This window comes from Bordetella tumbae, from assembly GCF_965139195.1.
Lineage (GTDB): Bacteria > Pseudomonadota > Gammaproteobacteria > Burkholderiales > Burkholderiaceae_B > Bordetella_A > Bordetella_A tumbae.
This window is the reverse complement of record NZ_CBCSJH010000001.1, coordinates 455,923-468,948: the sequence shown is the minus strand read 5'-3', so window position 1 is coordinate 468,948 and position 13,026 is coordinate 455,923. Positions and strand designations below refer to the sequence as shown.

Genomic DNA, 13,026 nt, shown 5'->3' with positions numbered 1-13,026 from the left:
GAAGCTCGGAGCCAACGCGGGACAACGCGATTCCGGCCTACCGCGGGACATGCCCAGCAGATCAAACAGCAGCACGGGAGCTTGCTGCCTCTCGTTGGCGCTTGGCTTCTTCCAGCAAATAAACCTGGTAATCATCCAGATCACCGTCAAAATCCGTCACCCCGCCACGCGATACCATCCAGAATTCGTCGCAAACGGAACGCAGTAACGCGCGATCATGGCTGACCAGCATCACCGAGCCTTCGAACTCGTTCAAGGCGACGCCCAGCGCCTCGCGAGTCGCCAGATCCAGATGGTTGGTCGGCTCGTCGAGCAGCAACAGATTGGGTCGCTGCCAGACGATCATGCATAAGACCAGGCGGGCTTTTTCGCCTCCGCTCATGCTGCCGACAGGCTGCTTGACCATATCGCCGCTGAAATTGAAGGTCCCCAGGAAATTACGCAGGCCTTGTTCGCGACAATCCATGGCGCTGGGGCGGACGCTGGCGGGTGTGTCGCGCACCAGGCGGATCATGTGTTCCAGCGGGTTATCGGCGGGTCGCAAGACATCCAACTCTTGTTGTGAGAAATAACCGATATTCAAGCCCTTTCCGGTAATGATCTCGCCCGCGATCGGCTGCAATGCGCCGGCGATGGTTTTCACCAGTGTGGATTTGCCCTGTCCGTTGGCACCCAGAATACCGATGCGCTGTCCCGCCAACACAGAACGATTGATGTTCTGCACGATGACGATGGGCTTTGCGTCGGCCGACGCCTCTGCGGGCGGCGGGTAACCACAGCTCGTCGCGGACATGGCCAGCATAGGGTTGGGCCGGCTAAAGGGCTCTTTGAATTCGAACTGGAATTCGGCATCCGCCAGGACAGGTGCGATCTTTTCCATGCGCTCGAGCGCCTTGACACGGCTCTGTGCCTGCTTGGCCTTGCTGGCTTTTGCTTTGAAACGATCGATGAATTTTTGCAGATGTGCGGCTTTTTCCAGCTGCTTGGCATGCGCGGCCTGTTGCAGCAGCATTTGCTCTGCCCGCATGTCCTCGAATTTGCTGTAATTACCACCGTAGCGCACCAGTTTTCCGTGGTCGATATGCAGCGTGACGCCGGTGACGGCATCGAGGAACTCACGATCATGGCTGATCACCACCATCGTACCCGCGTAGTTTTTGAGCCAGGCTTCCAGCCACACCAAGGCATCCAAGTCCAAGTGGTTGGTGGGCTCGTCAAGCAGCAGCAAATCCGACGGGCACATCAGCGCGCGCGCCAGCTGCAGGCGCATACGCCATCCGCCCGAAAAGCTGTTTACGGGCCGATCGAGCTCGGCCACGCTGAAACCCAGCCCCAAAATGAGCGCCTGCGCGCGAGCCGGCGCATCGTGCGCCCCGGCGTCGTGCAACGCCGTGTAGGCATATGCCATGCGCATGCCGTCCTCGCTGGCCTCGGAGGCGGCGACTTCGGCTTGCGCCGCCATCAGAAGGGTGTCGCCCTCCACGACGAAGTCCGTCGCACTCTGTTCGGTTTCCGGCATGTCTTGCGCGACCTGCGACATGCGCCATTGCGTGGGAATGGAAAACTCGCCGCTATCCTCATGCAAAGTGCCGTTGAGTACTGCAAATAACGAGGATTTTCCTGCACCGTTACGGCCAACCAGGCCCACTTTTTCCCCGGGATTGAGCGTAACGGAGGTTTTGTCGAGCAATACTTTGCTACCGCGACGCAAGGTCACGTTCTTGAGGATGATCATTGGGGATAAGTCTTCTCTTATACGCGTGGCACGCGAATCTTTCTTGATTTTACATGGGGTGTGCTCGCTGATACCGTAGAAATAGCCGGCGCACGAGCCGATTTTCCCCAGGCTAAGGCTATTTACGTTTTCGTGGCGGCTTGCCTGCGCCGAGGACCTCGCGCGCCACGTCCAGCCACGCGCGCGCGGCATACGACAGATATCGTTGCTGTACCCAGACATGCCCGATTTCCCATTGCACGCCTGACCGCGCCAGGCGCGCAGTACTCACGCCTCTGACGTTCAATTTCCGCATCAATGGCTCGGGCAGCAGGGCCACCCCCAGATCGGCCGAGGCCATGGACGCCAGAAAATCCCAATGCGCACTCTGCGCGGCAATCGTCGGCGTGAATCCATGCTGCAGACAGGCAGCACGCAGCCGCCTCGTCAATGCAAAATCATCGGTCGGAATCAGCAAAGGAACATCCCGCAAGGCAGCCAGAGGGACGGCCGTCTTGCCGTGCCAGCTGGCCTTGGGCGGACCTACTGCCCACAGCGCATAACTGCCAAAGCGCTCGCTCTGCAATGGTCCTTGGTCAGACACAGGCAACACCGTTGCGCCCACCTCCAGTTCACCGGCAACGACCAGCCGCTCTACGCCCTGCCCGGTGTCTTCGCGCAGAGTGAGACGGATCTCGGGGTACTGCTCGCGAAAGCGCTTGACCACCGGTGTAAACAACATATTGATCATGGGTGGAATACCCACGACCAACTCGCCTCGACGCAACTCCACGGCCTCGCGGACCTCGGCGTTCAGCTGCTGCATCGCACCGAGGATGTGCAGCCCCCGCTCATAGACGATACGGCCGGTATCCGTGGGACGCGCCGTGTGGCCTTCGCGTATCAACAGCGGCGTGCCGACCTCGTCTTCCAGTTGGCGGATCATCTTGCTGACGGTGGATTGCGTCACGAACAAGGCTTGCGCTGCCCGCGTAAAGCTGGCTGTACGCACCGTCTCCACGAAATAGCGCAGGGCGCGAACGTCCATGGCAAAGTTTCCTTAAGCCCAAATCATGAAAAAAACGACTTATTTCTATGATTTTAAGTCGTTATTCATTTTTTGTGATGCTTTCTATACTGCGGAAAACTTCGTGCCCCCGACACAACTGGGAGCACAGCTCAACTCAAAACGCCGCGATAGACGGTGTCCTGGATCTGAGGCTACGAGCCCATCCCGACACCCCCGGCCGCACCCTGTGCCTGGAGACAAGCATGCATTCCGATCGAATCCGCCACCCTGCCCTGCAACAACGCATCGTCAGCGCCAATGAGGCCGCGCGACTCGTACAAGACGGTATGACGGTAGGCATGAGCGGATTTACGCGCGCCGGAGACTGCAAATCCGTGCCGGCCGCGATCGCCGAACGCGCCTCCCGCGAATCGCTGCAAATTACCCTGATCACCGGTGCATCGCTCGGCCACGATACCGACAAGCAATTGGCGCAGGCTGGCGCGCTAGCGCGTCGCATGCCCTTTCAGGTGGATACCACCCTGCGCCGGAAGATCAATAACGGTGAAATCGCGTTCATCGACCAGCACCTTTCTGAGACAGCGGAACAATTGCGCGCCGGACACCTGGCGCCTGTAGATGTCGCCATCATCGAAGCCGCGGCGATTACCGAAGATGGCGGTATCGTACCCACGATGTCAGTCGGCAACTCTGCATCGTTCGTGCAGCAGGCCAAGCGCATCATCGTCGAACTGAACGTCGCTGTGCCTGCAGCCATTGAGGGGCTGCACGACATCTACGTACCCGGTCCGCGCCCCGGCCGCGCGCCTTTGTCGTTGACCCAAGTTCAAGATCGTATGGGTCAGACGTATATCCAGGTCGATCCAGAGCGCATTTCCGCCATCGTCATTACCCATGAGCCGGACAGCCCGTCCAATGCATTACCTCCCGATGAGGAAACTGATGCGATCTCGGCACATATCGTGAATTTCCTGCGCCACGAAGTCGAACTGGGCCGTTTGAGCAAATCGTTGCTGCCTTTGCAGGCTGGCATAGGCACTATTGCCAACGCTGTGCTGCATGGCTTTGGCGAGTCCGATTTCGAGCAGTTGACCATGTATTCCGAGGTCCTGCAAGACAGCGCCATAGAGCTGCTCGACTCCGGAAAACTGGCTTTCGCATCAGCGTCGTCGATTACCGTGTCGACTCCGGTATACCACCGTATTCTGAATAATCTGGAACACTATCGCGAGCGCCTGGTACTGCGTCCGCAGGAAATCAGCAACGCACCTGAATTGGTGCGGCGCCTGGGGGTCATCGCCATCAATACCGCGCTGGAATGCGATATCTATGGCAACGTGAACTCCACGCATGTGGGGGGCACCCACATGATGAATGGCGTGGGCGGGTCGGGCGACTTTGCCCGCAATGCCAGTCTGGCCATTTTTGTGACGAAATCCACGGCCAAGCAAGGCGATATTTCCAGCATCGTGCCCATGGTGGCCCACGTAGACCACAACGAGCATGATGTGGACATCATCGTGACCGAGTGCGGCCTGGCCGATTTGCGCGGTCTCTCCCCGCGCGAACGCGCCCGATCCGTCATCGCCAACTGCGTGCATCCGTCGTATCGCGACGAGCTCCAGCGCTATTTCGACAGCGCCTGCGCGCGAGGCGGTCAGACACCGCATCTGTTATCGGAGGCCTTTGCCTGGCATACCCGTTTCGAGCGCACGGGATCCATGCACCCTGCGCCGACATACGTACCGGTCGCCATGGCCGAAACAGCCTGAGCAAGCCCGCCCCGCGAGAACCTACTCTGTCTGAAGGCGCGCATCCGCCCGGCTGCGCGCCAGATGCGCAGCAACGTCCTCCGTGGACGGCAATCTCGCTAGCACCTGCCCCAGTCGCTTGGCCAACGCCTCACTGACTGGCGTCATCGGCAAGCGCACCTCGTTCGTGCTGACGCCTAAAGAAGCCAATACCTGTTTGATAGGACTTGGGTTCGGCTCTTGGAACAGCAATCTGATCATCGGCTTTAACGATGCAAACAGCATCGCAGCGTCGTCATGATGACCTAATTTTGTGAGAGTCATCACCGCCACAAATATGTCCGGCCGTATATGAGCAGATGCAGAAATGGCACCACTTCCGCCCTGCAGACAGTGATCGAAAAAGGCCATGTCTTCCCCACAGAGCGCATTGATTTTTCTACGGGCGTTCATGGCGGAAAGCACAATAGGGTCGCATTCCTTGACAGCGACACAGCTGGTGTATTGACAAAGATGCTCCATCAATTCGACCGACAGCACCGTGCCCGTTCGCTTGGGGATGTTGTAGATAATGATTGGCCGTTTTGTCGCCCAGGCCACTTCTTTGTAGTGCCATACGATACCGTCGGCGGCGGGACAGAGATAATAAGGCGGAGGAACGAGCCATCCATCCGGCTTTAATCTATCCAGCTTCCGAATACCTAGACACATCGTTCGCGTATCGACGGCACCCGCGCCTAGAACGATAGGCATCTGCGGCGCCGCCTCTCGTACCGCACTCACAATACGGGACTTTTCGTCCAGCGTAATCAGATTACCCTCGCCTGTGGAACCAAACAGGACAAGACCAGAGATTCCGGACGCCGAGCAATAGCAGGCCAGCGACTGCACAGCGGGAATATCTAGTTGGCCGTCGCGGAAAGGGGTGATCAGTGGTAACCACAGCCCATCGAAATTGACGCTCGTATCAGTCAGCGCCGCCTCCTTATTCGCAGTCAACATTCCGGCAGCTCCGAAGGGTCGATGATTATCCTGCCGAACTGCGCTGCAGGAATATGTTCCATTACCCCGCACATGAGCTCGTCGATAAATTGGCCATGCAGGCCAACTCGATAGGTGATGCTTTGAGAATGACAAACGGTGTCGGCGGAATCTATGTCGATCGATGACACGTGACATCGGCTCAACTCATGATGCGCCAGTAGCGCATATCTCGAATCCACGCGAATGAAAATAAACACTTTGCCGGCACTCGGGCTGCCCTGCGGGGGACGCGGGCGTGGCCGGGACTCTGACATTACGTTTCGGGGCAGCATTTTTCTCAGGGCAACCATATCTTGTCAGCGAAATGGATCTATCGATTAACTGCATCGATCACTTTCAGTGTAAGAACTTGGTTGTAAAGACGCCGTTAAGACGCCTTGGCTTTCCCTAAAATTTCCGTAAATTTTGAAATTCCTGAGAAAAGTACGACAGAAGCCGGGATGTGACTGACTCGGTCAAGGTGCAGCCAATGCCCTCTGCAATACGCATGCTACATGCTCAGCCCGCAGGCCGCCTTCCTTTTGAGTGCCATCGGCAATCTGATGACGACAACTGGTGCCATCCGCAACCAGCAACGTGTCAGCGCCCGCCTTACGCACAGCAGGCAACAACGACAGCTCGGCCATTTTCATGGAAGTCTCGTAGTGCGACGCCTCGTAGCCAAAGCTGCCCGCCATACCGCAACAACTCGACTCGATCAATTCCACCTTTAACCCTGGTATCAGCGCCAGTATCTGCTGGACAGGTTTGACGGCGTCGAAGGCCTTTTGGTGACAATGGCCGTGCAGCAATGCACGTTTTTCCGGCAAGGGATTCAGTTTCAGGTCGAGGCGGCCAGCCTTCAGTTCGTTGGCCAGGAATTCTTCGAACAGATAGGCTTGCCGAGACAGTGCCTGGGCATCAGCACCCAAGCCCATCACCAAAAATTCATCGCGCAGCGACAGCAGACAGGAGGGTTCCAGGCCAACGATGGGTACGCCCCGTGCGACGAACGGCTGCAGGGCATTCACCACACGACGTGCTTCGGCTTTCGCTTGATCGACCATGCCTGCCGACAGATAGGTCCGGCCGCAACATAATGGACGATCGGGTTCGGCGTCGTTCGCCGCAGGACTTGCGACGTAGACCCGACAGCCAGCGGCTTGCAGGACGGCGAGCGCCGCATGGGCGTTCTCGGATTCAAAGTAGTTGTTAAACGTATCGGCAAACAGCACGACGTCGGCCGTGTCTGCATCGACCGACGTAGACCGATCGGTGAAAACGTCATTGCGCCAGGTCGGCAGCGTCCGCTTTGATGAAAATCCCAACAGGCGCTCGGATAGCCAGGCCGCCCCCGGCAAGGTGTTGCGCAGATTAAACAAGAACGAAAAACGGGCGGCCCAAGGCGCCCAGCGCGGCAGCGTGGCAATGAGTTTGTCTTTCAGCGCCAGCCCTCGTTTTTGACGCCATTGGCTCATGAATTCGATTTTCATGCGCGCCATGTCGATGCCGGTGGGACAGTCGCGCTTGCAGCCTTTGCAACTGACGCACAGATCCATGGTGGCGCGCATCTCATCAGAGGTCAATGCATCCTCTCCGAGTTGGCCTGACAGCGCCAGTCGCAACGTGTTGGCGCGGCCGCGGGTCAGGTGCTGTTCGTCGCGTGTGACGCGATAGCTGGGGCACATGGTGCCCGCGTCGAACTTGCGGCAATGCCCGTTGTTGTTGCACATCTCCACTGCCTTGGCCAAGCCCTGAGCGGGATCACCGCCCGTGCCGGGATCGCCGACAGTTTCCGAGGCAGGATCGTTGCTCACGTTCCAGGCGGACCAATCCAGTACGGGCGTGAGCGGAATGATCCGATAGTCGGGCTTGAAACGAAACAAGGCTCGATCGTCCATCTTTGTACTGCGCACGATCTTGCCCGGATTCATCAACCTGTCTGGATCAAAAGCATCCTTGATGGCTTCGAACGCACGCGTGAGCTGAGGTCCGAACTGCCATGCTACCCATTCGCTGCGCACCAGGCCATCGCCATGCTCGCCGGAAAAGGCACCCTTGTATCGTCGCACCAGCTCTCCGGCCTCTTCGGCGATCGCGCGCATCTTTGCCGCGCCGTCCCGGCGCATATCCAGAATGGGCCTGACGTGCAGCGTGCCGACAGAGGCGTGCGCATACCATGTCCCTTTCGTACCGTGCTTGGAAAACACATCGGTCAACTGACTGGTGTATTCGGCCAGATGCTCCAGCGGCACCGCACAGTCTTCGATGAAAGAAACCGGCTTGCCGTCTCCGCGCATGCTCATCATGATGTTGAGCCCTGCCTTGCGGACGTCCCATAGTGCCTTCTGGGCTGCTGCCTCCGGCATTTCCACCACCGAGCCAGGCAATCCCAGGTCGCCCATCAACTCGACCAGCTTTGCCAGGCTGGCCAATTGCTCATCCTGCGATTCGCCTGCGAATTCGACCAGCAGAATGGCTTCGGGCTCACCGATCAGCGCTTTCTCGATGACAGGGCGAAACGCGGGGTTGCTGCGGGCCAGGTCGATCATGGTTTTGTCGACCAACTCCACCGCGCACGGACCTAGCCCCACGATGTGACGGGCCGAATCCATGGCCTGATAAAAGGTGGGGAAATTGACCACGCCCAGCGCTTTGGCGGCGGGCAAAGGCGACAACTTGAGCGTGATGCTTCGGGTATAGGCCAGCGTACCTTCACTGCCCACCAGCATATGGGCGAGATTGACCTGGCCATCGGCCGTATAGGGGCGCGAACTCTGCGGATGAAAAATATCCAGGTTATAGCCGCCCACGCGGCGCAACACGTCGGGCACCATGCGCTCGATCTCGTCGCGCTCGCGGGCAGCGATATCCTGCAGCGTTTCCATGAGGGCCTGTATGCGAGGCGGCGCATTGCCCATGCGGCTGGCGTCAGTAAAAGTCGCCGCCGTGCCGTCCAACAACAATGCATCGATGCTCAGCACGTTATGCACCATGTTGCCGTAGGCGATCGATCTCGAACCACAGGAATTGTTGCCTGCCATGCCACCCAGTGTGCACTGGGCCGACGTGCTGACATCCACCGGAAACCACACACCATGCGGCTTCAGCCATGCATTGAGATGATCCAGCACGATACCCGGCTCTACCGTGACAGTCATGGCAGCCAGATTGAAATCGAGGACGCGATTGAGATATTTACTGTTGTCAATGACCAGTGCCGCCCCGACAGTCTGGCCACATTGCGAGGTACCAGCACCGCGCGCCAGCACCGGTACAGACAGCTCACGGCACACGTTCAGCGCTGTTGCGGCGTCTGCGCTTGTCCTGGGAATCAACACGCCAACGGGTTCGATCTGATAGATGGACGCATCGGTGGAATAGCGTCCACGTGGGCCACGCTCGAACAACACCTCACCTTGTGTTTCACGACGCAGGCGAGCGGCCAGCTCTAGATGCAATGGATTCAATTCGGCTTGTGCTTGTGAGGATAACGGCGCGTTCATGGTTGTCCTGCATCAGATCGATTGAGGGATATCAGGATTCGCCTGGGTCGTCAGGGATATCCGCGTTATGGGTAGTGCTCAAGGTATCGGCGTGCAGCCTCAGACTCTCGAGGACGGCCTCGCCTTTGCGTCGTAAATGGTCGCGCATGATCTGCGCGAGTCGGGGACCATCGCGTGACGCCAGCGCATCGACCATTTCCAGGTGCTCGCGCATGGCCCTGTCCCATTTTTCATGGTTCAGATTGGAGCGAAAGCGCAGGTTCTGCAGGCGCAGGTTGATGTTCTGATAGACCTGCGACAGCAGATGATTCTGGCCCGCGGCATTGATGCGGTCGTGAATCGCACGATTGACGTGGTAGTACGACGACAGATTCTGCCTGGCATGACAGGCCTGCATTTCAAAAGTCAGCGCCCGGATCTCTGCGATTTCCTGCTCGGTGATGTGCTGGCAGGCCAATTCGCCGGATAATGCCTCGAGCGCACCCATGACTTCAAAGCTTTCCCGGATGTCCTTCTCGGACAAGGCCACCACATGCGCGCCACGATTAGGCTGAATGCGGACCAGCCCCTCTGCCGAGAGCAAGCGAAATGCTTCGCGTAACGGCGTACGCGACACCTGCAGCCGATCACACAGCTCTCGTTCATTCAGGCGCGCACCTGCGGCCAGTTCACCCTCGATGATCATCTCGCGCAGCCGGTCGGCGATGGTCGCTGGCAGCGTGCGTCGGTCGACGGCCTCTGGCGCCTGTGCAGGCTCGGCCGTCAGCGAGGAGGAATGATGAGGTAGGCTCACGGAGTCGATTTTCATTTGTATACAAATTCAAGAGGCATGCACGTCATCGGCGTTGTCCGTCCGCTGCCATGCCCGGCCGATCGGATGAGTTCCCTATTTTACTGGCCCCTGTGTCTCCCGAAATTGCTGTGGTGCCGCATAAGTTTTGCTTGCGAAATCGCAGTCTTGATGCGTATTCTTCACCAAGATTTGTATTTTGTATACAAATTCATGAGGAGCCCTACACATGCTGCCACTGCATTCCCACCCTTCCGGCCGTCATTTTCTCCAGATCCCGGGCCCGACGAACGTGCCTGATCGTGTGCTGCGCGCTATCGACAACCCCACCATCGACCATCGCGGCCCGGAATTCGGCGAACTGGGCAAAGCCGTGCTGGCAGGCATGAAAAAGGTATTCAAGACCGAATCGGATGTGATCATCTACCCGGCCTCGGGCACCGGCAGTTGGGAAGCCGCGTTGGTCAATACGATGTCGCCCGGCGACAAAGTCTTGATGGCAGAAACCGGCCACTTTGCAACGCTGTGGAAAAAGGTCGCAGAAAGGCTGAAGCTGCGCGTGGAGTTCCAGGAGGGCGATTGGCGGCATGGCGCAGATCCCGAACAGATCGGCAAACGCCTGGCTGCCGATACCGGCCATGAAATCAAAGCGGTATGCGTAGTGCACAACGAGACGGCCACCGGCGTCGTCAGCGATGTCGCGGCAGTGCGCAAAGCTATCGATGATGCCAACCATCCTGCGTTGTTGATGGTGGATACGATCTCTTCCCTGGCATCGATCGACTATCGGCACGACGAATGGGGTGTCGATGTCACAGTCGCGGGCTCGCAAAAAGGGCTGATGTTGCCAGCTGGACTGTCGTTTAACGCGATCAGCGCCAAGGCCTTGAAGGCCTCCGAGACCGCTGCGCTGCTGCGTTCCTACTGGGACTGGAAGGAAATGCTGGCGATCAATCCAAGCGGATACTTTCCCTACACCCCCGCGACCAACTTGCTTTATGGCCTGTACGAAGCATTGCAGATGCTGTTTGCCGAGGGTTTGGAAAATGTGTTTGCGCGGCACAAGCGGCATGGAGAAGCCACCCGCCGTGCCGTGCATGCGTGGGGGCTGGAGATCCTGTGCCGAAAGCCTGAAGAATATAGTCCGGCGTTGACGGCCGTGATGATGCCAGAGGGGCATAGCGCAGATGCGTTCCGCAAGACGGTGCTGACCCACTTCAATATGTCCTTGGGCCAAGGCCTGAGTAAAGTTTCGGACAAGATTTTCCGTATTGGCCATCTGGGCGATTTCAATGATTTGACGCTATGCGGCACGCTGTCCGGCGTGGAAATGGGATTGAGCAAAGCCGGTGTGCCGCATAAGCCCGGCGGTGTACAGGCAGCGCTGGATTATCTGTCGCAAACCTGCAAGGCATACCCATCCTAGACCGCGCCACCGGCACACGAATCAAGTAGGTCAAGCAACACCATCGAATACAAAGTCCGACACAGGGGAACAACAACAGGACTCGCTGTACAGACAGGAAGGCTCACAAACTAAGCGTACCGACACAGGACGCTCCCGTGGTACGACCCGGAGGAGACATCATGAAGCACCTGACTCACAGACCATCAACGCCATATTCCCACGCCGTACCAGCGGCAAATACCGCTCGGCCTCGACTGGCCAAAACATCGCTTTTCATCGCATCGCTGGGCGCGCTGGCCAGCCTCTCTGCGCTACCCGCTCACGCATGGGAACCCACGCGTCCTGTGGAAATCATCGTGCCTGCAGGTGCGGGCGGTGCGTCCGATCAAATGGCGCGCACGATTCAGAGCATCATTCTCAAGCACAAGCTGATGAAGCAGACCACGCTGGTGCTGAACAAAGGCGGTGCCAGCAGAGCCGAAGGCATCATGGATACCAAGGCTTCTCCCAAGAATCCACACAAGCTGATGGTGGCGTTTTCAGCCATCTACACCCTACCTCTCGCGGTGAACCTGCCTTTCAATTGGCGCGACCTGACACCCGTGGCCATGATTGCGCAGGATGAATTTCTGTTGTGGACCAATGCCGAAGCACCCTACAAAACCGCTGCCGATTATCTGAAGGCCGTTAAAGCAGCGCCTCCCGGACAGTTCAAAATGGGAGGCACAGGCGCCAAGCGCGAAGATCAGATCATCACCGTAGCGCTGGAAAAAGCCGCCGGCGTAAAGTTCACCTACGTCCCCTACAAAAGCGGCGGTGAAGCCGCCACGCAGCTCGTGGGCAAGCATACCGAGTCCAACGTAAACAACCCCAGCGAAAACATTGCGCAGTGGCGTGCGGACCAGGTCAATGCCTTGTGCGTGTTCTCTGACAAGCGCATGGTCTACACCGAAAAGGTCACCAAGACCCAATCCTGGGCCGATATCCCGACCTGCAAAGAAGCCGGCTACGACGTGCAATATCAGATGCTGCGCGCGTTCTTCCTGCCGCCGGACAGCACGGCCGAACAGGCCGCGTACTACGCCGACCTCCTCAAGAAAGTCAGCGAGACACCCGAATGGAAGGACTACCTGGCCAAACAGGCGCTCAAGGGTGACTACCGGACCGGCGAAGACTTCGTGAAATTCCTGGAGCAGGACGAGGCCAAGCACAAAGCCTTGATGCAAGAAGCCGGTCTAGCCGCCAAGAAATAAGCCCGAGGAATCAGGATGGATCAACCGCAAACACAGGGGAGCCCGTCGGGAGGCGGGCTGTCGCATAGTGCCGTCGACGCAATCACCGCGGTCGTATTTTTTGCCGTGGGCGTAGTCATGATGGTGGATAACTACCGCATAGGTATCACCTGGGCCGCTGACGGACCTGAGTCTGGGTACTTCCCGTTTCACATCGGGCTCATCATCTGCATTGCCAGTGTTGCGGTGTTCCTGAAGGCAATGTTCGGCAAGCACCGTAATCAGGAAATCTTTGTCAGCTGGGCGCGATTCCGCCTGGTGCTGCTGGTACTGCTGCCAACTGCCTTGTACGTTCTGTTTATTCAAATGGTGGGGATTTATGTGGCGTCGGTGCTGTTCATCGCTGCCTTCATGCGATTGCTCGGCAAGATCAGCTGGCTCAAGACGATACTGGTCAGCGTTGGCGTAAACGCGGTGCTGTTCTGGATGTTCGAAGTTCAGTTCATGGTTCCCCTGCCTAAAGGCCCGCTAGAAGCCTTGTTCGGCTACTGAAACCAGGAACAGGAGACCTC

General features: G+C 58.0%; 9 protein-coding genes. 4 read left to right on the top strand and 5 right to left on the bottom strand.

Features of this window, described 5'->3' with window-relative positions:
* Positions 1–61: 61 nt before the first annotated feature.
* Together ACNA0J_RS02175 and ACNA0J_RS02170 are read right to left on the bottom strand one after the other, a co-directional pair.
* Positions 62–1,735 (bottom strand): ABC-F family ATP-binding cassette domain-containing protein, encoded by a 1,674-nt coding sequence (locus ACNA0J_RS02175; protein WP_415815933.1) that lies wholly within the window; start codon positions 1,733–1,735, stop codon positions 62–64.
* 118 nt (positions 1,736–1,853) lie between these two features.
* On the bottom strand, positions 1,854–2,762 hold the full coding sequence (locus ACNA0J_RS02170) for a LysR family transcriptional regulator (protein ID WP_415815931.1): 909 nt from the start codon (positions 2,760–2,762) through the stop codon (positions 1,854–1,856).
* 224 nt (positions 2,763–2,986) lie between these two features.
* On the opposite strand from ACNA0J_RS02170, the gene ACNA0J_RS02165 reads away from it, so the two are divergent.
* Positions 2,987–4,516 carry an acetyl-CoA hydrolase/transferase family protein gene (locus ACNA0J_RS02165; RefSeq protein WP_415815929.1) on the top strand — a complete coding sequence of 510 codons (1,530 nt, stop codon included), beginning with the start codon at positions 2,987–2,989 and terminating at the stop codon, positions 4,514–4,516.
* A gap of 21 nt (positions 4,517–4,537) precedes the next feature.
* On the opposite strand, the gene ACNA0J_RS02160 is transcribed toward ACNA0J_RS02165, so the two are convergent.
* The 3 genes from ACNA0J_RS02160 to ACNA0J_RS02150 form a co-directional block, all read right to left on the bottom strand.
* A complete protein-coding gene (locus ACNA0J_RS02160; RefSeq protein ID WP_415815927.1) occupies positions 4,538–5,497 on the bottom strand; it encodes a dihydrodipicolinate synthase family protein in 960 nt (319 codons plus the stop codon).
* A gap of 497 nt (positions 5,498–5,994) precedes the next feature.
* Positions 5,995–9,024: an FAD-binding and (Fe-S)-binding domain-containing protein gene (locus tag ACNA0J_RS02155; RefSeq protein ID WP_415815925.1), complete on the bottom strand. Its 3,030-nt coding sequence runs from the start codon at positions 9,022–9,024 to the stop codon at positions 5,995–5,997.
* 31 nt (positions 9,025–9,055) lie between these two features.
* Positions 9,056–9,832, bottom strand: coding sequence for a GntR family transcriptional regulator (locus ACNA0J_RS02150; RefSeq protein WP_415815923.1), 777 nt, complete (start codon positions 9,830–9,832; stop codon positions 9,056–9,058).
* A 211-nt stretch (positions 9,833–10,043) separates the two neighbouring features.
* On the opposite strand from ACNA0J_RS02150, the gene ACNA0J_RS02145 reads away from it, so the two are divergent.
* From ACNA0J_RS02145 to ACNA0J_RS02135, 3 genes are all read left to right on the top strand, one after another.
* A complete protein-coding gene (locus ACNA0J_RS02145) occupies positions 10,044–11,240 on the top strand; it encodes a pyridoxal-phosphate-dependent aminotransferase family protein (RefSeq protein WP_415815921.1) in 1,197 nt (398 codons plus the stop codon).
* Positions 11,241–11,401: 161 nt separating this feature from the next.
* Positions 11,402–12,475, top strand: a complete 1,074-nt coding sequence (locus ACNA0J_RS02140; protein ID WP_415815919.1) for a Bug family tripartite tricarboxylate transporter substrate binding protein — start codon at positions 11,402–11,404, stop codon at positions 12,473–12,475.
* A 15-nt stretch (positions 12,476–12,490) separates the two neighbouring features.
* Positions 12,491–13,006 (top strand): tripartite tricarboxylate transporter TctB family protein, encoded by a 516-nt coding sequence (locus ACNA0J_RS02135; protein ID WP_415815917.1) that lies wholly within the window; start codon positions 12,491–12,493, stop codon positions 13,004–13,006.
* Positions 13,007–13,026 lie beyond the last annotated feature (20 nt).